We start from the raw sequence: 23,613 nt of genomic DNA, 5'->3' as shown, positions 1-23,613 counted from the left end.
GGCGGTGCAGGTGGCTCGGAATCGGTGCATGGATGAGCAAGACCGCCCTGGCCGATCTCGATCAATGCTCCTCGCTTTCGTCGTCATCCCCGCCATCGACCTTCATCCCCAGTTCCTTGATCTTGCGTGTCAGCGTGTTGCGCCCCCAGCCCAGCAGCACCGCCGCATCGCGTCGACGACCGGCGGTGTGCTTGAGTGCCGTCTCGATCATGATGCGCTCGAAACTGGGCACGGCGCTGTCGAGCAGATTGGACTGCCCGCGAGCGAGAGCCTGGTCCGCCCATTGCCGCAGGGCCTGTTCCCAATTGGTCACTGGAATGGCGTCCTGCGGCAGGTTGAGCAATTCAGGTGGGAGGTCGCCAATCAACACTTCCCGGCTCGAGGCCATGACCGTGATCCAGCGACAGGTGTTCTCCAGCTGGCGTACGTTGCCTGGCCACGGCAGGTTGCGCATGAACTCCTCGGTCTCGGGCTTGAGCAGTTTCGGCTCCACCGCCAGCTCCTGGGCGGCACGCCCGAGGAAGTGACGGGCGAGTGTCGGGATGTCTTCACGACGGTCCGCCAGGCGCGGGATATGGATGCGAATCACGTTGAGGCGATGGAAGAGATCTTCGCGGAACTTGCCGGCCTGCACCAGGGTTTCCAGGTTCTGGTGGGTCGCGGCGATGATGCGTACATCGACCTTCACCGGCACATGTCCACCCACTCGATAGAACTCGCCATCCGCCAGTACCCGCAGCAAGCGGGTCTGGGTGTCGGCTGGCATGTCGCCGATTTCGTCGAGGAACAAGGTCCCGCCGTCAGCCTGCTCGAAACGTCCCCGGCGCAGGTTGGCCGCGCCGGTGAAGGCGCCTTTCTCATGCCCGAACAGTTCGGACTCCATCAGGTCCTTGGGAATCGCCGCCATGTTCAGCGCGATGAACGGCGAGGCTGCCCGTGGGCTGTGGCGGTGCAAGGCATGTGCGACCAACTCCTTGCCTGTCCCGGATTCGCCGTTGATCAGCACGGTGATGTTCGAGTGGCTCAGGCGTCCGATGGCGCGAAACACCTCTTGCATGGCCGGCGCCTCGCCGATGATCTCGGGCGTGCGCGTCAGGGCCGGCGGTATATCCAGGCCTTGCTGTTCCTGCGCGTGCTGGTTGGCGCGCTTGACCAGTGAAACGGCTTCGTCGACATCGAACGGCTTCGGCAGGTATTCGAAGGCACCGCCCTGATAGGACGCCACGGCGCTGTCCAGGTCGGAGTGCGCCGTCATGATGATCACCGGCAGACGCGGATGCTGCTCGCGGATCTGGGCCAGCAGGTCTAGGCCGCTCGTGCCCGGCATGCGGATATCGGAAATGATCACGTCGGGTTGTTGCCGGACCAGGCGGCCCATGACCCCATCGGCGCTGTCGAAACTCTGGGTGGTCATGCCCTCCTGCTGCAGGGCCTTTTCCAGGACCCAGCGGATGGAGCGATCATCGTCGACGATCCAGACGGTTTCACTTCGGCTCATGAGGCAGTGGCTCCTTGTTCCAGTGGCAGGAAGATCGAGAAGGTGGTGTGGCCGGGATGGCTGTCACACTCGATCAGGCCCTGGTGCTGGCTGATGATGTTCTGGGTGATGGCCAGCCCCAACCCGGTACCGTCCGGGCGTCCGCTGACCATGGGATAGAAAAGGGTGTCCTGCAGTTCCGCGGGTATGCCCGGGCCGTTGTCGATGAGTTCGACACGTGCCACCAGTCGGTGGCGCGTATGGCCGATGGTGAACTGACGCATGGCACGGCTGCGCAGGGTGATGCGGCCCAGGCGCAGTTCGTTCTGGCTGCCAATGGCCTGCATGGCGTTGCGCACGATATTGAGTACGGCCTGGATCATCTGTTCGCGGTCGATCAATACGTCGGGCAGGCTCGGATCGTAGTCACGCACCAGCGTGATGCAGCCCTGGCTTTCGGCTTCGACCAGGCTGCAGACCCGTTCGAGCACTTCGTGGATGTTGGTCATGGCCAGCGAAGGCAGCTTGTTGGAGCCGAGCATGCGATCGACCAGGTTACGCAGGCGATCGGCTTCCTCGATGATCACATTGGTGTAGTCGCGCAGGTCATCGTGGGGCAGCTCGCGTGCGAGCAGTTGCGCCGCGCCGCGGATCCCGCCAAGCGGGTTCTTGATCTCATGGGCGAGACCACGCACCAGCATCTTGGTGGTTTCCTGCTTGGACAGCTGGGCTTCTTCCTTGGTGATGCGCAACAACCGGTCACGCGGATGAACCTCCAGCAAGAGCAAGGTCTGGCCCTGGTTGAGGATAGGGGTCACGGCATAGTCGACAGTCAGGCTCTGGCCAGTCAAAGAGGTCAGCTGCGCTTCGCGCTTGGTGAACGGATGCGCCAGTTCGACCGCTTGGCGCAGGGAATTGAGCGCTTCGGTCGACTCCGTGAACAACTCGCTGATGAATTGCCCGTGACTGCGCTGGCCGCTGATGGCCAGCAGCATCTCGGCGGCAGGGTTCATGTACTCAAGGCGCAATTCGGCGTTGAGCAGGAGCGTGGCGGTGGTCAGGTTGTCCAGAAGCAGACGGTGCTGTGCATCGCTGATGGTCATGGGGCGTCGTTGACCTCTTTTGGCACATGGGCGCCCTGGGTTGGGCCGGGCGCGTGCGCGCGGTTTATCTGCAGTCAGAAAGAAAATGCAAAAAACAAACCAAGGCTCCGAAAAGAAGCGGTATTACTGGAGAAAGACCTTTATTCGCGCGTGGAAGGCTGAGAATTTCCTGGTATTAGGATATTCATGAACCAACTTGGGATATGGCGCGCTTTGATCCGTCTTATGGTGCACCAATATAGAGCATAGGACTGTTCAGGAAGGGGCGCACCCTTATAAGACGGCGAAAGCCCAGTAGTGGCGAAAAAGCATGCACATCGAAATCTCCTTGGAAAAAGGATCCGAGTGTGTCCAAGGGAACTTGCGCAAGCACTGGGAACCGTTCTGTTCGCCTGTCGGCGGAAAGAAAAATGGCCTCACGAAGGAGGCCATTTCTTACTGCTAGAGGACAGACCTCAGTGCATCAGACGCTGTAGTACAGGTCGTATTCCAGCGGGTGAACGAAGGTACGGACCTTGATCTCTTCCTCGGACTTCAGCTCGATGTAGGCATCGATGAAGTCGTCGGAGAACACGCCGCCCTTGGTCAGGAACGCACGGCCCTTGTCCAGTTCTTCCAGGGCTTCCTTCAAGCTGCCGCACACCTGTGGAATTTCCTTGGCCTCTTCGGGCGGCAGGTCGTACAGGTTCTTGTCGGCAGCATCGCCTGGGTGGATCTTGTTCTGGATGCCGTCCAGGCCAGCCATCAGCAGTGCGGCGAAGCACAGGTACGGGTTGGCAGCCGGGTCCGGGAAGCGAGCTTCGATACGGCGTGCTTTCGGGCTGGAAACGTAGGGAATACGGATCGAGGCCGAACGGTTACGCGCCGAGTAGGCCAGCATCACTGGGGCTTCGAAACCTGGAACCAGACGCTTGTAGGAGTTGGTGGCCGGGTTGGTGAAGCCGTTCAGCGCCTTGCCGTGCTTGATGATGCCGCCGATGAAGTACAGAGCGGTATCGGACAGGCCGGCATAGCCTTCGCCGGCGAAGGTGTTCTTGCCATCCTTGGAGATGGACATGTGTACGTGCATGCCCGAACCGTTGTCGCCATACAGAGGCTTGGGCATGAAGGTAGCAGTGCGGCCATAGGCATCGGCGACGTTGTGCACGCAGTACTTCAGGGTCTGGACTTCGTCAGCCTTGGCAACGAGGGTGTTGAACCTCACACCGATTTCGTTCTGGCCGGCGGTCGCCACTTCGTGGTGGTGAACTTCGACGATCTGGCCCATTTCTTCCAGAGCGTTGCACATGGCAGTGCGGATTTCGTGGTCGTGGTCGACCGGCGGCAGTGGGAAATAACCCCCTTTGACACCTGGACGGTGGCCCTTGTTGCCGCCTTCGACGGCCTGGTCGGTCATCCAGGAACCCTGTTCGGAGTAGATCTTGAACATAGAGCCGGAAATGTCGGACTTGAACTTCACTTCGTCGAAGATGAAGAACTCGGGCTCCGGGCCCACGAATACGGTGTCACCGATACCGGTGGACTTCAGGTATTCTTCGGCGCGGTGCGCGATGGCGCGTGGGTCGCGGTCGTAGCCCTGCATGGTGGACGGCTCGATCACGTCGCAGACCAGGATCAGGGTCGGCTCTTCGGTGAACGGGTCCAGTACTGCGGTAGAGTCATCCGGCAGGAGGATCATGTCGGAGGCTTCGATGCCTTTCCAGCCTTCGATGGACGAGCCGTCGAACATCTTGCCAGCTTCGAAGAAGTCGTCTTCCAGCGCATCGCGAGCTGGCATGGTGACGTGTTGCTGCTTGCCTTTTGTGTCCGTGAAACGCAGATCAATCCACTTGACGTCATGATCTTTGATGAGTTGAACCGACTTCGACATGTTGTCCTCCGGATGGTCTAGGGCAAGGTAGGCTGCTGCCCTGGAAAAGGGGTGTCGCTGGGCGCGCATAGTCGGCCAAGCTTACCTGCCTCACAAGGGAGCAAATTGCATGCCAGTGCCCAAAAATGGCCAGGGTGCGCCAACATCAGTCGTTTTCTGGTGTTTGAGCATCGAGAAAGGCCGTTTTCTGCACTTATAAGAGGCGGTCCTGGGTGCAGGCGCACCAATTTGGAGCGCTCTTAACCGTCTGTACAAAAGTTGCTCAAAGCCTGGGCTATTTCCGCTATAATTCGCGCCCCTCAATTTTGGCAGGCCAATTGCGCACGGATTTCATGAAACTTATCGTCAAAGTCTTCCCGGAAATCACCATCAAGAGCCGGCCGGTGCGCAAGCGCTTCATCCGTCAGCTCGGCAAGAACATCCGTACCGTGCTCAAGGACCTGGATCCCGAGCTGCGGGTCGACGGTGTCTGGGATAATCTCGAGGTGGTTACCCGCGTCGAGGACGAGAAGGTTCAGCGCGAGATCGTCGAGCGCCTAAGCTGCGTGCCCGGCATCACCCATTTCCTGCAGGTCGAGGAGTACCCCTTGGGGGACTTCGACGATATCGTCGCCAAGTGCAAGCAGCACTTCGGTCACCTGCTTGTCGGCAAGCGCTTCGCCGTGCGCTGCAAGCGTGGCGGCCATCACGACTTCTCCTCGATGGACGTCGACCGCTATGTCGGCAGTCAGCTGCGTCAGCAGTGCGGCGCCGCCGGGATCGACCTGCGCGACCCGGAAATCAAGGTACGCATCGAGATACGTGACCAGCGCCTGTACGTGATCCACAGCCAGCACCCGGGCATCGGCGGTTATCCGCTGGGGGCGCTGGAGCAGACCCTGGTTCTGATGTCCGGCGGCTTCGACTCCACTGTGGCCGCCTACCAGATGATGCGCCGCGGCCTGATGACCCATTTCTGCTTCTTCAACCTCGGCGGTCGTGCGCACGAGTTGGGCGTGATGGAAGTGGCACACTATCTCTGGAAGAAGTACGGCAGCAGCCAGCGCGTGCTCTTCATCAGCGTGCCGTTCGAGGAAGTGGTCGGCGAGATCCTCGGCAAGGTCGACAACAGCTACATGGGCGTGACGCTCAAGCGCATGATGCTGCGCGCGTCCGCCCGGATCGCCGATCGCCTGCAGATCGATGCCCTGGTCACCGGCGAGGCGATCTCCCAGGTCTCCAGCCAGACCCTGCCCAACCTGACGATCATCGACCAGGCTACCGACAAGCTGGTGCTGCGTCCTCTGCTGGCCAGCCACAAGCAGGACATCATCGACACCGCTTACCAGATCGGCACTGCAGAGTTCGCCAAGCACATGCCTGAGTACTGCGGCGTGATCTCGGTGAACCCGACCACCTGCGCCAAGCCGCACCGGGTCGCCCACGAGGAAAACCAGTTCGACATGGCCGTGCTCGAACGTGCCCTGGAACGTGCCCGCTTCGTCTCCATCGACAACGTCATCGATGAGCTGGGCCAGGACATTCAGATCGAGGAAGTGGCCGAAGCCCTGCCGAGCCAGATCGTCATCGACATCCGCCATCCCGATGCCCAGGAAGACGAACCCCTGGTGATCGAAGGCGTTGAGGTCCAGGTCATGCCTTTCTATGCCATCAACAGCCGCTTCAAGCACCTCGATGGCAACCGTCAGTACCTTCTTTATTGCGACAAGGGCGTCATGAGTCGCCTGCATGCGCATCACCTGCTCAGTGAGGGACATGCCAATGTGCGTGTTTATCGTCCGGCATAAGCTGCCAGGGCTGTATGGCGGCAGCATCCGCCATCGCCCTCCCGACCAGCGGGCCCACTGAGCCTTCTACATTCATATTGGCCGCCTAGACTGGGCGGCAACCGAATCCTCTGATCGAGATACATTTGTGATCGAAAATCTGCGTAACATCGCCATCATCGCCCACGTTGACCATGGCAAGACCACCCTGGTCGACAAACTCCTGCGCCAGTCCGGCACCCTGGAGCGTAACGAGCTCAACGACGAGCGCGTCATGGACTCCAACGACCAGGAAAAAGAGCGCGGCATTACCATTCTGGCGAAGAACACCGCCATCAACTGGAACGGCTACCACATCAACATCGTCGACACCCCCGGCCACGCCGACTTCGGCGGTGAAGTCGAGCGCGTGATGTCGATGGTCGACTCCGTGCTGCTGCTGGTCGATGCTCAAGACGGCCCTATGCCGCAAACCCGTTTCGTGACCAAGAAGGCTTTCGAAGCCGGCTTGAAGCCGATCGTTGTCATCAACAAGGTCGACCGTCCGGGCGCGCGTCCTGACTGGGTTCTGGACCAGATCTTCGACCTGTTCGACAACCTCGGCGCCACCGACGAACAGCTGGACTTCCAGGTCGTCTACGCCTCGGCCCTGAACGGCATCGCCGGTCTGGACCACGCCGAAATGGCCGAAGACATGACCCCGCTGTACCAGTCGATCGTCGACAACGTCCCTGCGCCGAACGTCGACCGCGAAGGTCCGTTCCAGATGCAGATCTCGGCACTGGACTACAACAGCTTCCTGGGTGTCATCGGCGTTGGCCGTATCGCCCGTGGTCGCATCAAGCCGAACACCCCGGTGGTCGCCATCGACACCGACGGCAAGAAGCGCAACGGCCGTATCCTCAAGCTGATGGGTCACCACGGTCTGCACCGCATCGACGTCGAAGAAGCCCAGGCTGGCGACATCGTCTGCATCAGCGGTTTCGACGAACTGTTCATCTCCGACACCCTGTGCGACCCGACCGCTGTCGAAGCGATGAAGCCGCTGACCGTCGACGAGCCAACCGTTTCGATGACCTTCCAGGTCAACGATTCGCCGTTCTGCGGCAAGGAAGGCAAGTTCGTCACCAGCCGTAACATCAAGGAGCGTCTGGACAAGGAGCTGCTGTACAACGTTGCCCTGCGCGTTGAAGAAGGCGACTCGGCCGACCGCTTCAAGGTGTCCGGCCGTGGTGAGCTGCACCTGTCGGTTCTGATCGAAACCATGCGCCGTGAAGGCTTCGAGATGGCCGTGGGCCGTCCTGAAGTGATCATCCGCGAAGTCAACGGTACCAAGCAGGAACCGTTCGAGAACGTCACCATCGACATCCCTGAGGAAGCCCAGGGCAAGGTCATGGAAGAGATGGGTCTGCGTAAGGGCGACCTGACCAACATGGCTCCGGATGGTAAGGGCCGCGTACGCCTCGAGTACAACATCCCGGCGCGTGGTCTGATCGGTTTCCGTAACCAGTTCCTGACCCTGACCAACGGTGCGGGCATCCTGACCTCGATCTTCGATCGCTACGACACCATGAAGTCCGGCCACATGTCCGGTCGTCAGAACGGCGTACTGGTTTCGGTCGAGACCGGCAAGGCACTGACCTACTCCCTGGAAACCCTCCAGGCGCGTGGCAAGCTGTTCGTCGAGCACGGCCAGGAAATCTACAACGGCCAGATCATCGGTCTGAACAGCCGCGACAACGACCTGGGCGTCAACCCTACCAAGGGCAAGAAGCTCGACAACATGCGTGCTTCCGGTAAAGACGAAACCATCGCGCTGGTTCCACCTGTTCGCTTCACTCTGGAACAGGCCCTGGAATTCATCCAGGACGACGAGCTGTGCGAAGTCACGCCGAAGTCGATCCGTCTGCGCAAGAAGATCCTGGACGAAGGCGAGCGTACCCGCGCTGCCAAGAAAGCCAAGAACTGATCTTCGGTCAGGCTGAATGAAAACGCCCCCGGTCGAAAGACCGGGGGCGTTTTTGTTTGTGTGGTCGATCGGCGGGGTCGTTTCAGCGCCCGACGGTCGGCGCCTTCGGCTTATATGCACAATACCCCGGCCGCGGGCCGATCTTGGGGTGGTTGCGGCAAGTGTCCGGGCGCTTGTCGTAGATGGTGCACAGGCGGCTCTTGCGGTCCAGGTACAGGCAGTCGTCGTTGCTCATCCGGGTCAGGGTGAAGATCCCGGACTTCTGGTTGAAGCGCTCGATGATGCCCTCCTTCTGCAAGCGCTTGGCGACGTTCTTCGGCGGTTCATCCTTCTCGAATTCGTCCACCACGCCAATCCGGATCAGGTCTCTGATCTTCACTTCCACCGGCAAGGTGCAGCAGGTGGAATGGCAGCCACCGCACATGTGGCTGGCATAACGTTGCCAAGTGTCCAGGCGGTCGACTTCGGCGGCGGCGATCAGGGTCGTTTTCATCTTTATAGGCTGGTGACTGTCATGGGCGCGCGATGATACCGGAGTTGTTCAATTTGTGAACAACCTTTCGACGCTTTGGTAACGCATGCGAGAAAACCGCGAACCGTCGCTGCCGCTCCGTGTCGAAGCGACTAGTCTGAACATCTCCATCCGTATTCGTCGACTTGCCAGAGGACCCAGCATGTCTCAGGAACCCAACGCACGTGACGCAGAGGTGGCTGCCTTTCGCGCCGCTGTACTGGCCAAACTCACCTACGCGGTCGGAAAAGACCCCGAGCACGCGTTCGAACATGATTGGTTCGAGGCCATCGCACTGGCGGCACGCGACCATATGGTCGATCACTGGATGGATCACACCCGGCAGACATACCGGCGCAGCCAGAAGCGGGTCTACTATCTTTCGCTCGAATTTCTCATCGGTCGCCTGCTGTACGACAGCTTGAGCAACCTGGGGCTGCTGGACATCGCCCGTGAAGCGTTGGACGGCCTGAATGTCGATGTCGAGCGCATCCGTCTGCTCGAGCCGGACGCGGCGCTGGGCAACGGCGGCCTCGGGCGTCTGGCGGCATGTTTCATGGAAAGCATGTCGACCCTGGGCCTTGCCGCTCATGGCTACGGCATCCGCTACGAGCACGGACTGTTCCGTCAGGCGATCGTCGATGGCTGGCAGCAGGAGCAGACCGAGAACTGGCTGGATTTCGGCAACCCCTGGGAGTTCGAGCGCGCCGAGGTGATCTACCCCATCAGCTTCGGGGGCAGCGTGGAAACACTGACCGATGCCGAAGGCCAGCAACGGCAGGTCTGGACCCCCGGCGAAACGGTGCGTGCGGTGGCCTACGACACCCCCGTGGTCGGCTGGCGTGGCGCCTGTGTGAACACCTTGCGCCTGTGGCGCGCACGCGCACTGGAAGAGTTGCACCTGGAGCGCTTCAACGCCGGTGACCACCTCGGCGCGGTCGCCGAAGTGGCCCGTGCCGAGAGCATCTCGCGTGTACTCTATCCCGCCGACAGTACCGAGGCCGGCCAGGAGTTGCGTCTGCGCCAGGAGTACTTCTTCGTCTCGGCTTCGCTGCAGGACCTGCTGCGCCGCCACCTGAACATGCACGAGACCTTGCTCAACCTGCCAGACGCGGCCGCGATCCAGCTGAACGACACCCACCCTTCGATCGCCGTGGCCGAGCTCATGCGCCTGCTGGTCGATCAGCATGAAATCCCTTGGGACACCGCTTGGGAAATCACCGTCGGCACGCTGGCCTACACCAACCATACGCTGCTGCCCGAAGCGCTCGAAACCTGGCCGGTATCGCTGATGGAGCGGATGCTGCCGCGGCACATGCAGATCATCTACCTGATCAATGCCTACCATATCGATGCCCTGCGTGCCAAAGGCCTGCATGACTTCGATGTCCTGCGCTCGGTGTCGCTGATCGAAGAGGACAATGGCCGTCGGGTGCGCATGGGCAACCTGGCGTTTCTCGGCTCGCACAGCGTCAACGGCGTGTCGGCCCTGCACACCAAGCTGATGCGTATCACGGTCTTCTCCGAACTGCACAAGCTCTATCCGCAGCGGATCAACAACAAGACCAACGGCATCACCTTCCGCCGCTGGCTGTACCAGTCCAATCCGCAATTGACGGCGATGCTGGTCGAGGCCCTGGGCAAGGAAATACTGGACGACCCGGAAGGCCGTCTCGTAGGACTGGCGCCGTTCGCCGAGCAGGACGATTTCCGTCGTCAATTCGCCGCCCAGCGCCTGCACAGCAAGCGCGCGCTGGCCCGGATCATCCAGGAGCGCCTGGGGATCACGATCAACCCCGAGGCAATGTTCGACGTCCAGGTCAAGCGCATCCACGAGTACAAGCGTCAGCTCCTCAACCTGCTGCATACCGTGGCGCTCTATCAGGCCATCCGTGCCGAACCGAGCACCGACTGGGTGCCGCGGGTGAAGATCTTCGCGGGCAAGGCCGCTGCCAGCTATCACCAGGCCAAGCTGATCATCAAGCTGACCAACGACATCGCCAGGGTAGTCAACAATGACCCGACCGTGCGTGGCCTGCTCAATATCGTGTTCCTGCCCAACTACAACGTCAGCCTGGCGGAAAGCATCATCCCGGCGGCTGACCTGTCCGAGCAGATTTCCACCGCGGGCTATGAAGCCTCCGGCACCAGCAACATGAAGTTCGGGCTCAATGGCGCCTTGACCATCGGTACGCTGGACGGTGCCAATGTCGAGATGTCGGAGCAGGTAGGCACCGAGAACATGTTCATCTTCGGTCTGACCGCCCAGCAGGTCGAGGCACGTCGACGCAGTGGCGATTTCGGCGCCGCTTCCGCCATCGCCGCTTCGCACCGGCTCAACGATGTGCTCCAGGCCATCCGCAGCGGCGTGTTCTCGCCGGACGATCCGGCGCGCTATACCGCGCTGGTGGATTCGCTGGTGGACCACGACCGCTTCCTGGTCTGCGCCGATTTCGACGCCTATTGGGACGCCCAGCAACGCGTCGAGGACCTCTGGCACGAGCCGCAGGCCTGGTGGCGCACCGCCGTGCTCAATACGGCGCACATGGGCTGGTTCTCTTCCGACCGGACTATCCGCGAGTACGCCACGGATATCTGGAAGGCATTGGACTGACGCGACCATCGGCCCGGGGAGTGCTGAACTCCCGGGCCGTTGTGCCGTCTGATCGGCCAGGCGTTATCTCATTGCTCGCTAGCCTTCAACTCTCCCTGTAAACTGCGGGAGTTTTTCCCCTCCCCATGCCTTCGGAGCCACACATGTCCCGCGTTACCCTGAGTCGCTATTTGATTGAGCAGACCCGTAGCAACAATACCCCTGCCGATCTGCGCTTCCTGATCGAAGTGGTGGCGCGTGCATGCAAGGAAATCAGCCACAACGTTTCCAAGGGCGCCCTGGGCGGCGTACTGGGCAGCATGGGCACCGAGAACGTGCAAGGCGAAGTCCAGAAAAAGCTCGACGTGATCTCCAACGAGATCCTGCTCGAAGCCAACGAGTGGGGCGGCCACCTAGCCGGCATGGCCTCCGAGGAAATGGACAACGCCTACCAGATTCCGGGCAAGTACCCCAAAGGCGCCTACCTGCTGGTCTTCGACCCACTGGACGGCTCCTCGAACATCGATGTCAACGTCTCGGTCGGGACCATCTTCTCGGTGCTGCGTTGCCCGAACCAGTACCTGACCCAGAACGAGAACCTGAACGAGAAGGCCTTCCTGCAGCCAGGTACCGAGCAGGTTGCCGCCGGTTACGCGATCTATGGCCCGCAGACCATGCTGATCCTGACCCTGGGCAATGGCGTCAAGGGCTTTACCCTGGACCGCGAACTGGGCAGCTTCGTCCTGACCCACGAGAACATCAAGGTCCCGGAAAGCACCGCCGAGTTCGCCATCAACATGTCCAACCAGCGCCACTGGGAAGCGCCGGTGCAGCGCTATGTCGGCGAGCTGCTGGCCGGTGAGACCGGTCCGTTGAAGAAGAACTACAACATGCGCTGGATCGCCTCGATGGTTGCCGACGTGCATCGCATCCTGACCCGTGGTGGCCTGTTCATGTACCCACGCGACGCCCGCGATCCTTCCAAGCCAGGCAAGCTGCGCCTGATGTACGAAGCCAACCCGATGTCCTTCATCATCGAGCAGGCCGGCGGCGCATCCACCGACGGCAACCAGCGCATCCTCGACATCCAGCCGGACGGCCTGCACCAGCGCGTGTCGGTGATCCTCGGCTCGAAGGAAGAGGTCGAGCGCGTTACTGCCTACCACAAGGAGTAAGTCATGCTCGCACCTTGGCAGCCGTTGTTGGCGTGGTGGTTCGGCTGGGGCAGAAGCCCCCAGGACGTCGCTGACGAGAAGAGCACCTTCTGGTTCGGCAAGCACCACGACGACGAGGCGCGCGAGCGCTTCGGTGACCTGGTCGAGCACGCTCTCGCCGGGGGGCTGGACGAATGGCAGGAGAGCCCCCAGGGCTGGCTGGGCCTGATCCTGCTGTTGGACCAGTTGCCGCGCATGATCCACCGCGACACGCTACGCGCCTTCGAAGGTGATCGACGTGCCCAGGTGGTGGTCATGCAGGGGCTGCAGAAGAACTGGGACTATCAGCTCCTGCCGATCCAGCGGGTATTCGTGCTGCTGGTGCTGGAACATGCCGAAGTGCTGGACTGGCAGAACCTGTGCGTCGAGCGCTACCGGAGTTTGCTGGAGGAACAGCCGGAGACCCATCGTCGGTTGTTCGAAGGCTTCCTCGACTATGCCGAGCAGCATCAGCGCATCATCGAGCGTTTCGGTCGCTTCCCGCATCGTAACCTGGTCCTGGGTCGTCCCAGCACCAGCGAAGAGATGGACTACCTCCTGGAACCCGGTTCGCGGTTCTGACCCGCAGGGCCCCGGCGATGACCCGGGGCCTTGCTGGTGCGAGCAGTGCAGCTTCTTCGCTCGCTTTCCCTGGCCATGAACGCGCTTGCCCGACGGCGACAATTCCGTCTCGCTCCTACGGAACCGAGGCGCCTTTTTCCCTTCTAAGGTCCCTGCAGATCCTCGCTTGAGTATCCCCTGTCCAGGAGCCCTTTAATGTCGTTGCGTTCACTCGCCCTGTTGTCCCTGTGCGTCGTCCTGACCGCCTGCAACAAGATCAACCAGGAAAACTATTCGAAACTCAGGGCCGGCATGACCAAGGCAGAGGTCGAGCAACTGTTGGGAGCGCCTGAAGAGTGCTCCGGCGCGCTCGGCATGAGCAGTTGCACCTGGGGTGACGAGAAGAGCTTCATCAGTGTGCAGTACGCGACCGACAAGGTGCTGATGTATTCGGGGCAGGGCCTCAAATGAGGCGTTGCGCCCTGTTGCTGGCACTGGGTGCCGTACTGTTGATCGGCGGCTGTGCCACGACCCCCGAAGACTCGTTGGCCCCAAAGACCGCGGGCGAAGTCGATCTCAAGCGTTACGAGGGCAAATGGTTCGAGCTGGCCCGCCTGCCGATGTATTTCCAGCGTGACTGTGCGCAGTCCGAGGCGCATTACAACCTCAGGACTGATGGCACGGTCGGCGTGCTCAACCGTTGTCGTACCCTTGAAGGCGAATGGCAGAGCGCGGAGGGTAGCGCGACGTTGCAGACGCCAGGACAGACCGACAGGCTCTGGGTCGAATTCGACAACTGGTTCTCGCGCCTGCTGCCAGGCGTGGCCAAAGGCGATTACTGGATACTCTATGTCGATCAGCGTTACCGCACGGCACTGGTCGGCAGCCCCGATCGCAAATACCTGTGGATCCTCTCGCGTACCCCGAACCTGCCGGCGGTGGAGCGTGAACACCTCCTGGCCAAGGCACGGCAGCAGGGGTATGACACTTCCCGGATGATCTGGCGGATGGCGGACAAGGAGATCGCGCGGGCGCATTGAGGCGCTTGAGCCTGGCGTGCCGCTTGCAGGGTGTTGAATCTTGCGGGCAGGCTCGACGCCGCATCAGTCCAACAGCTCCCTCAGTACGCCGACGAAGGCCCGCGCGCTTTGTTCCTCGAGCGCATGGCTACCTTGGCGTATCACCCATTTGCCGTTGACCATGACGTCACGCACCTGTCTGTCACTGCCGGCGAACAACCAACGATTGATGACATCGCTGGCGCTGGCGGCTGCGAGATAGGGATCGAGCCCATCGAGCACCACCCAATCGGCGCGCTTGCCCGCCGCCAGTTCGCCGACCGGCTGCCCCAACGCTTGTGCACCCCCGGCCATTGCCGCGGTATACAGCGTCTGCCCGATGTCGGGCTGTCCGTGACGATACAGCCGGTTGCGTCGCTGATCGCGCAGGCGCTGGCCATATTCGAGCCAACGCAGTTCCTCGACCACGCTCAACGACACATGGCTGTCCGAGCCGATGCCCAGGCGTCCACCCTGCGCCAGGTAATCGACCGCCGGGAACACACCGTCACCGAGGTTTGCCTCTGTCGTCAGGCACAGTCCCGCCACGGCGCCGCTGCGGGCCATGGCGCCGACTTCGTCGGGCTGCGCATGAGTGGCATGCACCAGGCACCAGCGCGGGTCGACGTCGACGTTTTCATACAGCCACTGCAGCGGGCGACGCCCGCTCCAGGCCAGGCAATCGTCGACTTCCTTCTGTTGTTCGGCGATGTGGATATGTACCGGACAAGTCTTGTCGCTGGCAGTCAGCACGCTCGTGATCTGCTCGAGCGTTACGGCGCGCAGAGAGTGGAAGCACAAGCCCAGACACTGGGCTGGGGTCTGAGTCACGAGGGGCGCGAGATGTTCCCGCAGGCGCAGGTAGGCCTCGGTATTGTTGAGGAAACGGCTCTGCCCGGCGTGCGGGGCCTGGCCGCCGAAGCCTCCATGACTGTAGAGCACGGGTAGCAAGGTCAGGCCGATCCCGCTGGTGTCGGCCGCGGCGCTGATGCGACGAGACAGCTCTGCCGGATCGGCGTAGGCGCACCCCGAGGGGTCATGGTGCACATAGTGGAATTCGGCCACCGAGGTGTAGCCTGACTTGAGCATCTCGATGTATAGCTGATGGGCAATGATCTGGAGTTGATCCGGCGTGATCCTGGCGACCAGCCGGTACATCAGCTCGCGCCAGCTCCAGAAACTGTCGTTCGGATCGCCCGCCACTTCGGCAAGACCCGCCATGACCCGCTGAAAGGCATGCGAATGCACGTTGGGCATGCCTGGCAACAGGGGGCCGTCCAGGCGTTGGGCATCATCCGCCGATGCCTCGGTTTCGACACTGGCAATGCGGCCGTCGACAGAGACTTCGAGGCGAACGTTGCTGGACCATCCGCCGGGCAACAAGGCGCGTTCGGCAAAGAAGGCGGGCATGGAGGAAATCCTGTGCCGATGAGTTGTATATACATATACGATTATTTTGCCCCTTGGGTAAACTCCAGTTTGCGACCACCTCCCATCGTCCAAAGGATGCAGCGCCGTGCCGACACCTCCCGTTTCCCCGCTGGCTACCCGGATCGGCCAAGGGCCTGCGCCGTTCTACGCCCAGGTCAAGCAGATGATCATCCGGCAGATCGAGAAGGGTAGCTGGCCGCCCCATCATCGCGTGCCGTCCGAGAGCGAGCTGGTCAGCCAGCTCGGCTTCAGCCGCATGACCATCAATCGCGCGCTGCGCGAACTGACGGCCGACGGCTTGCTGGTACGCATGCAGGGAGTGGGCACTTTCGTGGCCGAGCCCAAGTCCCGCTCCGCATTGTTCGAGGTCAACAACATCGCGGACGAAATCGCCGCGCGCGGCCATCGGCACAGCTGCCAGGTCATCGCCCTGGCCGCCGAAGCGGCGGGCGCCGAGCGTGCGCTGGCTCTGGACCTGCGTGAAGGCCAGCGGGTCTATCATTCCTTGATCGTGCATTTCGAAAACGCGGTACCGGTGCAGATCGAGGATCGCTACGTCAACGCTTTGATCGCCCCTGACTATCTCCAGCAGGATTTCACCCTGCAGACGCCCTATGCGTACCTCTCGCAAGTGGCTCCGCTGACGGAAGGCGAACATGTCGTCGAAGCCATCCTCGCCGATCCGGAGGAATGCCGCCTGTTGCAGATAGAGCGCGGCGAACCCTGCCTGCTCATCCGTCGAAGAACCTGGTCCGGACGCTCGCCGGTGACCTCGGCGCGGCTCATTCATCCCGGTTCTCGCCATCGCCTTGAGGGACGCTTCAGCAAGTAAGCCCGCAGCGCGCTCGTGTGCTGGATGCGACCAGGCAACTCCCTCCGATCGAATTGCCTATGCTTGTACATACAAGCAGGGGTGTGCTTGTATAGTCGCCACGATTCACCCGCCGTCGGACCGACCGCAAGGGGTTTTCACCGTGACTGACAATAATAAATACCGTGACGTCGAAATTCGTGCGCCCCGGGGCAATGCCCTGACCGCCAAGAGCTGGCTGACCGAAGCGCCGCTGCGCATGCTGATGAACAACCTCGATCCGCAGGTCGCCGAGAACCCCAGGGAGCTGGTGGTCTACGGCGGTATCGGCCGAGCCGCGCGCAACTGGGCCTGCTACGACAAGATCGTCGAGACCCTGACCCGCCTCGAGGACGATGAAACCCTGCTGGTACAGTCGGGCAAACCGGTCGGGGTCTTCAAGACCCACGCCAACGCGCCTCGCGTGCTGATCGCCAACTCCAACCTGGTGCCGCATTGGGCCAATTGGCAGCACTTCAACGAGCTGGATGCCAAGGGCCTGGCCATGTACGGGCAGATGACCGCCGGCAGTTGGATCTATATCGGCAGCCAGGGCATCGTCCAGGGTACCTACGAGACGTTCGTCGAGGCCGGCCGCCAGCATTACAACGGCGATCTCACGGGCAGATGGGTCCTGACCGCCGGGCTCGGCGGCATGGGCGGCGCCCAGCCACTGGCCGCGACCCTGGCCGGTGCCTGTTCGCTGAACATCGAATGCCAGCAGAGCCGCATCGATCTGCGTCTCAACACCCGCTATGTAGACGAGCAGGCGCAAGACCTGGATGACGCCCTGTCGCGCATCGCCCGCTACACCGGCGCAGGCAAGGCCATTTCCATCGCCTTGCTCGGCAATGCCGCCGAGATCCTGCCAGAGCTGGTCAGGCGCGGGGTACGTCCGGATATGGTCACCGACCAGACCAGCGCTCACGATCCTCTCAATGGCTACCTGCCGGCCGGCTGGACTTGGGAGCACTATCGCGATCGCGCGCAGAGCGAACCTGGCGCGGTGGTCAAGGCGGCCAGGCAATCCATGGCCGTGCATGTCAACGCCATGCTGGACTTCCAGCGCCAGGGCATTCCGACCTTCGACTACGGCAACAACATCCGCCAGATGGCTCTGGAGGAGGGTGTCACCAACGCCTTCGACTTTCCCGGTTTCGTCCCGGCCTATATCCGCCCGTTGTTCTGTCGTGGGATCGGGCCTTTCCGTTGGGTAGCGCTATCGGGCGATCCGCGGGACATCTACAAGACCGATGCCAAGGTCAAGGCACTGATCCCCGATGACGCCCACCTGCATCACTGGCTGGACATGGCCCGCGAACGCATCAGCTTCCAAGGCCTGCCGGCCCGCATTTGTTGGGTCGGCCTGGGACAGCGCGCCAGGCTCGGGCTGGCTTTCAACGAAATGGTGCGCAGCGGCGAGCTGTCGGCACCGATCGTCATCGGCCGCGATCATCTCGACTCCGGCTCCGTGTCCAGCCCCAACCGTGAGACGGAAGCCATGCGCGACGGCTCCGACGCCGTGTCCGATTGGCCCTTGCTCAACGCCTTGCTCAACACCGCCAGTGGCGCGACTTGGGTATCGCTGCACCATGGCGGCGGGGTCGGCATGGGCTTCTCCCAGCATTCGGGCATGGTCATCGTCTGTGACGGCACCGACGCCGCCGCCGAGCGTATCGCCCGGGTCTTGGCCAACGATCCAGGCACCGGGGTCATGCGCCATGCCGATGCCGGTTACCCGATTGCCATCGACTGCGCCCGCGAGCAGGGGCTCGACTTGCCGATGATCAGCGGCTGACCGCCCTGCAGCGAACGATGGTCGACCCCATCAGGAACCGACCGGCTTCCACCCGTATTGGAGTAGCAACGTGAGCGAACTGATCCTCAAGCCTGGCACCCTGACCCTGGCCCAGTTACGCGCTATCCACCGATCCCCTGTGCGGCTGCGGCTCGATGCCAGCGCCGATCGGCAGATCGAAGACAGCGTCGCCTGCGTCGAGCATATCCTCGCGCAAAATCTTACCGCCTACGGCATCAATACCGGCTTCGGGCTGCTGGCCTCCACGCGTATCGCCCGCCAAGACTTGGAAAACCTGCAGCGCTCGCTGGTGCTTTCCCATGCCGCCGGGATAGGGGCACCGTTGGACGACGCCATGGTGCGGCTGATCATGGTGCTCAAGATCAACAGCCTCAGCCGCGGCTTCTCCGGTATCCGCCGCAAGGTAATCGATGCCCTGATCGCGCTGGTCAACGCCGAGGTCTACCCGCATATACCGCTGAAGGGCTCGGTCGGTGCGTCCGGCGACCTGGCACCGCTGGCGCACATGTCGCTGCTGCTGCTCGGCGAGTCCCGGGCTCGGCATCAGGGCCAATGGCTGTCGGCCACGGAGGCGCTGGCGGTCGCGGGCCTGGAGCCACTGACGCTCGCCGCCAAGGAAGGCCTAGCCCTGCTCAATGGGACCCAGGCCTCCACGGCTTATGCCTTGCGTGGCCTGTTCGAGGGCGAAGATCTCTTTGCCAGCGCCTTGGTGTGTGGCGGGCTCACCGTCGAAGCGGTACTCGGTTCGCGCTCGCCTTTCGATGCGCGTATCCACGCCGCGCGCGGCCAGCAGGGCCAGATCGACGCGGCCGCCTGCTACCGCGACCTGCTGGGAGACGCCAGCGAGATCTCCGCCTCCCACGAACATTGCGGCAAGGTACAAGACCCTTATTCCCTGCGCTGCCAGCCCCAGGTCATGGGCGCCTGCCTGACCCAGCTGCGCCACGCCGCCGATGTGCTGGCGGTCGAGGCCAACGCGGTCTCGGACAACCCGCTGGTGTTCGCCGAGCAAGGCGACGTGGTCTCGGGCGGCAATTTCCACGCGGAGCCGGTGGCCATGGTCGCCGACGACATGGCGCTGGCTCTCGCGGAAATCGGCGCCCTGAGCGAGCGACGAATTTCGCTGATGATGGACAAGCACATGTCCCAACTGCCGCCTTTTCTGGTGGAGAACGGTGGGGTCAACTCCGGCTTCATGATCGCCCAGGTCACGGCTGCCGCCCTGGCCAGCGAGAACAAGGCCCTGTCCCATCCCCATAGCGTCGATAGCCTGCCGACCTCGGCCAACCAGGAAGATCATGTGTCGATGGCGCCTGCCGCTGGCAAGCGCTTGTGGGAGATGGCCGAGAATAGCCGCGGCATTCTCGCGATCGAGTGGCTGGGCGCCTGCCAGGGGCTGGACCTGCGCGAGGGCCTGAAGACCTCGATCAAGCTGGAAGAGGCCCGCCAGGCATTGCGCCAGGAAGTGCCGCACTATGACAAGGATCGTTTCTTCGCCCCGGACATCGAGGCCGCCGTGCGACTCCTGGCTCAGGGCTGCCTGACGCGGCTGCTACCGTCCGGAATCCTGCCTAGTCTGTAACTGCTATGTGGGCCTGCTCGTTGGTCAGGACAAGTCGGCTCGCGAGCAGGCCAAACTTCACCGCTGGATAGGGAGACCGCTCATGAGGACCCTTTGGCTGCACTGCCATGTGGCAAGCATGGCGCAAGGCGCCTACTCGATCATAGAAGAGGCCGCCATCGTCACCCGCGGTGGGCTGATCGAATGGATCGGCCCACACCGAGCATTGCCGATGACGCCGGCTGATCGCACCGTCGACCTTGGCGGTGCGTGGGTTACTCCAGGGCTTATCGACTGCCACACCCACGCGGTATTTGGCGGCAATCGCAGCGATGAGTTCGAACAGCGTCTGCAAGGGGCCAGCTATGCGCAGATCGCGGCCCAGGGCGGTGGGATTGCCAGTACGGTTCGAGCGACGCGAGCGGCCAGCGAGGATGAACTGTTCGCCAGCGCCTTGCCGCGCGTCCAGGCCCTGATGCGCGATGGCGTGACCATGCTGGAGATCAAGTCCGGCTATGGCCTGGATCTGGCCAACGAGCGCAAGATGCTCAAGGTCATCCGTCGCCTGGGCGAGGCCTTGCCGCTGACCGTGCGCAGTACCTGCCTGGCGGCTCACGCGCTGCCACCGGAGTTCAGCGGACGTGCCGACGACTATATCGGCTATCTCTGCGAGCAGATGCTCCCAACCCTCGCCGAGGAAGGCCTGGTGGATGCAGTGGACGCCTTCTGCGAGCACCTGGCGTTCTCGCCGGTCCAGGTAGAGCGGGTATTCATCAAGGCTCGCGAGCTGGGTCTGCCGGTCAAGTTGCATGCCGAGCAGTTGTCGTCCCAGGGCGGCGCCGGCCTGGCGGCGCGCTACCGGGGGCTCTCGGCCGATCACCTGGAGTTCATGACCGAGCAGGACGCCATCGCCATGGCGGCGGCGGGTACCGTGGCAGTGCTGCTACCTGGCGCTTTCCACTGCCTGCGCGAGACCCGACGCCCACCCATGGAAGCGCTGCGCAAGCATGGCGTGAAGATCGCCCTGGCCAGCGACCTCAATCCCGGCACCTCGCCGGTGCTGTCGCTGAGGCTGATGTTGAACATGGGCTGCACCCTGTTCCACATGACCCCGGAGCAAGCCCTGGCCGGCGTCACCTTGCATGCCGCCACGGCGTTGGGCCTGGGCCACAGCCACGGTTCCCTGGAAGAAGGCAAGGTGGCCGACTTCGTTGCGTGGCAGATCGAGCGGCCGGCAGACCTTGCCTATTGGCTCGGCGGCGACCTGAACAAGCGGGTAGTTCGCCGCGGCCAGGAAATTTCCTACTGAGAGAGCGTCATGGACAAGGTACTGCGCTTTCATCAAGGTCGGCTTCCGCTGCTGATCAGCATGCCCCATGCCGGATTGCGGTTGACCCCGGCCGTCAGGGATCACCTGGTGCAGCCGGCGCGAGGCCTGCCCGATACCGATTGGCATATTCCGCGCCTGTACCACTTCGCCCGTCAATTGGGCGCCAGCATGGTGACAGGAGAGTATTCGCGATTCGTTATCGACCTGAATCGACCAGAAGACGACACGCCGCTGTATGCAGGCGCGACCACGGGACTCTATCCGGCCACGCTGTTCGACGGTGGGGCGTTGTTCGAGCCGGGGAAGGAGCCCTCTGCCGAAGAGCGAGCATCTTATCTGGAGCGGATCTGGCGGCCCTACCACCATGGGATCCATGTCGAATTGGCGCGGCTGCGCGCCATGTTCGGCTACGCCCTGCTGTGGGACGCCCACTCGATCCGCTCGCAGGTCGCGCGTTTGTTCGACGGCAAGCTGCCGGACTTCAACCTAGGCACGTTCAACGGTGCCAGCTGCGACCCGGCCCTGGCGCGTTGTCTGCAGGCTGTATGTGGCGAGGCCAAGGGCTACAGTCATGTTCTGAACGGCCGCTTCAAGGGCGGCCATATTACGCGGCATTACGGTGACCCGGACAAGCATGTTCATGCGGTGCAGTTGGAGCTGGCGCAGAGCACCTACATGGACGAAGTACAGCCGTTCACCTACCGCGAGGACCTTGCGCGGCCGACGCAGGCAGTTCTGGAGGCGTTGCTGAAGACGGCACTTGCCTGGGGCGAGAAGCGCTATCGCTCCTGACCTCAGGCCGGACGTGCCATCATGGGCGCTGCGAAGCGCTACACAGGGGCATGCTCTGAGCGCGATTCAGGTTTATGATGCCCAACGGCTGAACAAATCCTCACACGGAGTGCGTAATGCAGACCTTGTACCCGCAGATCAAACCCTACGCGCGGCACGATCTGGCCGTGGAAGCGCCCCATGTACTGTATGTCGACGAAAGTGGCTCTCCGGAAGGTTTGCCGGTGGTGTTCATCCATGGTGGGCCGGGGGCGGGATGCGATGCCCAGAGCCGCTGCTACTTCGACCCCAACCTGTACCGCATCATCACCTTCGACCAGCGTGGCTGTGGTCGCTCGACGCCGCATGCCAGCCTGGAAAACAACACTACCTGGCACCAGGTCGAAGACATGGAGCGCATCCGCAAGCATCTAGGGGTCGACAAATGGGTACTGTTTGGCGGCTCCTGGGGTTCGACACTGGCCCTGGCCTATGCCCAGACCTATCCCGAGCGCGTCCATGGGCTGATCCTTCGCGGCATCTTCCTGTGCCGTCCCCAGGAGATCCACTGGTTCTATCAGGAGGGCGCCAGCCGCCTGTTCCCCGATTACTGGCAGGACTACATCGCGCCGATTCCCCAGGATGAGCGCGGGGACCTGGTCAAGGCATTCCACAAGCGTCTGACCGGCAATGATCAGATCGCCCAGATGCACGCAGCCAAGGCCTGGTCCACCTGGGAAGGGCGCACGGCGACCTTGCGTCCCAATCCGCTGGTCGTCGATCGTTTTTCCGAGCCGCAACGCGCCTTGTCGATCGCGCGTATCGAATGCCATTACTTCATGAACAACGCCTTCCTCGAACCAAACCAGCTGATCCGCGACATGCCGAAGATCGCTCACTTGCCCGCTGTCATCGTGCACGGGCGCTATGACGTGATCTGCCCGTTGGACAATGCCTGGGAGCTGCATCAGGCCTGGCCGAACAGCGAACTGAAGGTGATCCGTGATGCCGGGCATGCGGCCTCCGAACCGGGCATCACCGATGCCCTGGTGCGCGCCGCCGAGCAGATGGCTCGCCGTCTGCTCGACCTGCCGATGGATGAAGCATGAAGGGGTTGCTTCAGCGAGTGCGTGCCGCGCGGGTCGAAGTGCAAGGAGAGGTCGTCGGCGCAATCGACCATGGCCTGCTGGTCCTGGTAGCGGTAGAGCCCGGCGACACTCGGGAGCATGCCGACAAGCTGCTCCACAGGCTGCTCAACTATCGGGTGTTCGGCGATGCCGACGGCAAGATGAACCTGTCGCTCAAGGACGTTGGCGGAGGCCTGCTGCTGGTGTCCCAGTTCACCCTCGCGGCCGATACCCGCAGCGGCATGCGCCCGAGCTTCTCGACCGCTGCGCCACCGGCACTGGGCGCGGAACTTTTCGACTACTTGCTGGCGCGCGCCAAGGCATCGCATCCCGCCGTTGCCAGTGGCCGGTTCGGTGCCGATATGCAAGTGCACCTGATCAATGATGGCCCTGTAACATTCATGTTACAAATATGAGATGAAAAAGCCCGTCGGCGGTATGAATTCCATCGCTTTGTACGATAAATAGTTACTCGAGCCTGATGCGTTGTCATGCAGCCTGCTGGATAATCGCGCGCTGCACGGACCCACGTTCGCGGGTTCAATTCACCCTGACTTGAGTGCGTTTCGGAATCGCTTGGGGAATCATTACGCCCTTTCGGAGTCCGAACTGTGCTCGCCAAC

The 23,613-nt window shown here is 62.2% G+C and carries 19 protein-coding genes; 14 read left to right on the top strand and 5 right to left on the bottom strand.

The window, feature by feature from the left end; all coding sequences use genetic code 11:
* Nucleotides 1–61: 61 nt before the first annotated feature.
* The 3 genes from ntrC to glnA all read right to left on the bottom strand — a co-directional run bounded on the left by ntrC (nucleotide 62) and on the right by glnA (nucleotide 4,450).
* Nucleotides 62–1,498 (bottom strand): nitrogen regulation protein NR(I), encoded by a 1,437-nt coding sequence (gene ntrC / locus G7009_RS24495; RefSeq protein WP_181132615.1) that lies wholly within the window; start codon nucleotides 1,496–1,498, stop codon nucleotides 62–64.
* Nucleotides 1,495–2,580: a nitrogen regulation protein NR(II) gene (gene glnL / locus G7009_RS24490; RefSeq protein WP_181132614.1), complete on the bottom strand. Its 1,086-nt coding sequence runs from the start codon at nucleotides 2,578–2,580 to the stop codon at nucleotides 1,495–1,497. The genes ntrC and glnL overlap by 4 nt, the downstream gene beginning before the upstream one ends.
* Before the next feature lie 463 nt (nucleotides 2,581–3,043).
* Nucleotides 3,044–4,450: a glutamate--ammonia ligase gene (gene glnA / locus G7009_RS24485; protein WP_181132613.1), complete on the bottom strand. Its 1,407-nt coding sequence runs from the start codon at nucleotides 4,448–4,450 to the stop codon at nucleotides 3,044–3,046.
* Nucleotides 4,451–4,782: 332 nt separating this feature from the next.
* Here glnA and thiI point away from each other — a divergent pair, with 332 nt between their 5' ends.
* Together thiI and typA are read left to right on the top strand one after the other, a co-directional pair.
* Nucleotides 4,783–6,237 carry a tRNA uracil 4-sulfurtransferase ThiI gene (thiI, locus tag G7009_RS24480; protein ID WP_181132612.1) on the top strand — a complete coding sequence of 485 codons (1,455 nt, stop codon included), beginning with the start codon at nucleotides 4,783–4,785 and terminating at the stop codon, nucleotides 6,235–6,237.
* A gap of 127 nt (nucleotides 6,238–6,364) precedes the next feature.
* The gene (gene typA, locus G7009_RS24475) at nucleotides 6,365–8,185 is read left to right on the top strand and encodes a translational GTPase TypA (protein WP_181132611.1); all 1,821 of its coding nucleotides are present in this window, start codon (nucleotides 6,365–6,367) and stop codon (nucleotides 8,183–8,185) included.
* 82 nt (nucleotides 8,186–8,267) lie between these two features.
* Here the strand turns inward: typA and G7009_RS24470 are convergent, their stop codons facing one another.
* Nucleotides 8,268–8,678: a YkgJ family cysteine cluster protein gene (locus G7009_RS24470; protein WP_181132610.1), complete on the bottom strand. Its 411-nt coding sequence runs from the start codon at nucleotides 8,676–8,678 to the stop codon at nucleotides 8,268–8,270.
* A 181-nt stretch (nucleotides 8,679–8,859) separates the two neighbouring features.
* Between G7009_RS24470 and G7009_RS24465 the strand changes: the two genes are divergently transcribed.
* The 5 genes from G7009_RS24465 (at nucleotide 8,860) to G7009_RS24445 (ending at nucleotide 14,083) form a co-directional block, all read left to right on the top strand.
* Nucleotides 8,860–11,310: a glycogen/starch/alpha-glucan phosphorylase gene (locus G7009_RS24465; protein ID WP_181132609.1), complete on the top strand. Its 2,451-nt coding sequence runs from the start codon at nucleotides 8,860–8,862 to the stop codon at nucleotides 11,308–11,310.
* Between the two features lie 143 nt (nucleotides 11,311–11,453).
* A complete protein-coding gene (locus G7009_RS24460; protein ID WP_181132608.1) occupies nucleotides 11,454–12,464 on the top strand; it encodes a class 1 fructose-bisphosphatase in 1,011 nt (336 codons plus the stop codon).
* Between the two features lie 3 nt (nucleotides 12,465–12,467).
* Nucleotides 12,468–13,064: a DUF924 family protein gene (locus tag G7009_RS24455; RefSeq protein WP_181132607.1), complete on the top strand. Its 597-nt coding sequence runs from the start codon at nucleotides 12,468–12,470 to the stop codon at nucleotides 13,062–13,064.
* Nucleotides 13,065–13,259: 195 nt separating this feature from the next.
* Nucleotides 13,260–13,514 (top strand): outer membrane protein assembly factor BamE domain-containing protein, encoded by a 255-nt coding sequence (gene bamE, locus G7009_RS24450; RefSeq protein WP_181132606.1) that lies wholly within the window; start codon nucleotides 13,260–13,262, stop codon nucleotides 13,512–13,514.
* Entirely contained in the window at nucleotides 13,511–14,083 is a 573-nt protein-coding gene (locus G7009_RS24445) for a lipocalin family protein (protein ID WP_181132605.1), read from the top strand. Before bamE ends, G7009_RS24445 begins: the two co-directional genes overlap by 4 nt.
* 63 nt (nucleotides 14,084–14,146) lie before the next feature.
* Here G7009_RS24445 and G7009_RS24440 read toward each other — a convergent pair whose 3' ends face one another.
* Complete coding sequence (locus tag G7009_RS24440; RefSeq protein ID WP_181132604.1) at nucleotides 14,147–15,511, bottom strand: formimidoylglutamate deiminase; 1,365 nt, start codon at nucleotides 15,509–15,511, stop codon at nucleotides 14,147–14,149.
* A gap of 106 nt (nucleotides 15,512–15,617) precedes the next feature.
* Here G7009_RS24440 and hutC point away from each other — a divergent pair, with 106 nt between their 5' ends.
* The 7 genes from hutC (at nucleotide 15,618) to dtd (ending at nucleotide 23,406) form a co-directional block, all read left to right on the top strand.
* The gene (gene hutC, locus G7009_RS24435) at nucleotides 15,618–16,364 is read left to right on the top strand and encodes a histidine utilization repressor (RefSeq protein WP_181132603.1); all 747 of its coding nucleotides are present in this window, start codon (nucleotides 15,618–15,620) and stop codon (nucleotides 16,362–16,364) included.
* A 142-nt stretch (nucleotides 16,365–16,506) separates the two neighbouring features.
* Nucleotides 16,507–18,180 carry a urocanate hydratase gene (gene hutU / locus G7009_RS24430; protein ID WP_181132602.1) on the top strand — a complete coding sequence of 558 codons (1,674 nt, stop codon included), beginning with the start codon at nucleotides 16,507–16,509 and terminating at the stop codon, nucleotides 18,178–18,180.
* 70 nt (nucleotides 18,181–18,250) lie between these two features.
* Nucleotides 18,251–19,783: a histidine ammonia-lyase gene (hutH, locus tag G7009_RS24425; RefSeq protein WP_181132601.1), complete on the top strand. Its 1,533-nt coding sequence runs from the start codon at nucleotides 18,251–18,253 to the stop codon at nucleotides 19,781–19,783.
* An 82-nt stretch (nucleotides 19,784–19,865) separates the two neighbouring features.
* On the top strand, nucleotides 19,866–21,071 hold the full coding sequence (hutI, locus tag G7009_RS24420; protein ID WP_181132600.1) for an imidazolonepropionase: 1,206 nt from the start codon (nucleotides 19,866–19,868) through the stop codon (nucleotides 21,069–21,071).
* A gap of 9 nt (nucleotides 21,072–21,080) precedes the next feature.
* On the top strand, nucleotides 21,081–21,884 hold the full coding sequence (gene hutG, locus G7009_RS24415) for an N-formylglutamate deformylase (protein WP_181132599.1): 804 nt from the start codon (nucleotides 21,081–21,083) through the stop codon (nucleotides 21,882–21,884).
* A gap of 116 nt (nucleotides 21,885–22,000) precedes the next feature.
* Nucleotides 22,001–22,972 carry a prolyl aminopeptidase gene (pip, locus tag G7009_RS24410; RefSeq protein WP_181132598.1) on the top strand — a complete coding sequence of 324 codons (972 nt, stop codon included), beginning with the start codon at nucleotides 22,001–22,003 and terminating at the stop codon, nucleotides 22,970–22,972.
* Nucleotides 22,969–23,406: a D-aminoacyl-tRNA deacylase gene (gene dtd / locus G7009_RS24405; RefSeq protein ID WP_181132597.1), complete on the top strand. Its 438-nt coding sequence runs from the start codon at nucleotides 22,969–22,971 to the stop codon at nucleotides 23,404–23,406. Before pip ends, dtd begins: the two co-directional genes overlap by 4 nt.
* Nucleotides 23,407–23,613 lie beyond the last annotated feature (207 nt).

The organism is Pseudomonas capeferrum (assembly GCF_013523055.1).
GTDB classification, from domain to species: domain Bacteria; phylum Pseudomonadota; class Gammaproteobacteria; order Pseudomonadales; family Pseudomonadaceae; genus Aquipseudomonas; species Aquipseudomonas capeferrum_A.
The sequence above is the reverse complement of the archived record's forward strand: the minus strand, read 5'-3'. Positions and strand labels throughout refer to the sequence as shown.

Coding starts and splice junctions, on each gene's coding strand:
- bamE (WP_181132606.1), top strand. CDS start 13,260: ATGTCGTTGCGTTCACTCGCCCTGTTGTCCCTGTGCGTCGTCCTGACC.
- G7009_RS24470 (WP_181132610.1), bottom strand. CDS start 8,678: ATGAAAACGACCCTGATCGCCGCCGCCGAAGTCGACCGCCTGGACACT.
- G7009_RS24465 (WP_181132609.1), top strand. CDS start 8,860: ATGTCTCAGGAACCCAACGCACGTGACGCAGAGGTGGCTGCCTTTCGC.
- glnA (WP_181132613.1), bottom strand. CDS start 4,450: ATGTCGAAGTCGGTTCAACTCATCAAAGATCATGACGTCAAGTGGATT.
- thiI (WP_181132612.1), top strand. CDS start 4,783: ATGAAACTTATCGTCAAAGTCTTCCCGGAAATCACCATCAAGAGCCGG.
- ntrC (WP_181132615.1), bottom strand. CDS start 1,498: ATGAGCCGAAGTGAAACCGTCTGGATCGTCGACGATGATCGCTCCATC.
- pip (WP_181132598.1), top strand. CDS start 22,001: ATGCAGACCTTGTACCCGCAGATCAAACCCTACGCGCGGCACGATCTG.
- hutI (WP_181132600.1), top strand. CDS start 19,866: ATGAGGACCCTTTGGCTGCACTGCCATGTGGCAAGCATGGCGCAAGGC.
- G7009_RS24440 (WP_181132604.1), bottom strand. CDS start 15,511: ATGCCCGCCTTCTTTGCCGAACGCGCCTTGTTGCCCGGCGGATGGTCC.
- G7009_RS24455 (WP_181132607.1), top strand. CDS start 12,468: ATGCTCGCACCTTGGCAGCCGTTGTTGGCGTGGTGGTTCGGCTGGGGC.
- G7009_RS24445 (WP_181132605.1), top strand. CDS start 13,511: ATGAGGCGTTGCGCCCTGTTGCTGGCACTGGGTGCCGTACTGTTGATC.
- G7009_RS24460 (WP_181132608.1), top strand. CDS start 11,454: ATGTCCCGCGTTACCCTGAGTCGCTATTTGATTGAGCAGACCCGTAGC.
- hutG (WP_181132599.1), top strand. CDS start 21,081: ATGGACAAGGTACTGCGCTTTCATCAAGGTCGGCTTCCGCTGCTGATC.
- glnL (WP_181132614.1), bottom strand. CDS start 2,580: ATGACCATCAGCGATGCACAGCACCGTCTGCTTCTGGACAACCTGACC.
- dtd (WP_181132597.1), top strand. CDS start 22,969: ATGAAGGGGTTGCTTCAGCGAGTGCGTGCCGCGCGGGTCGAAGTGCAA.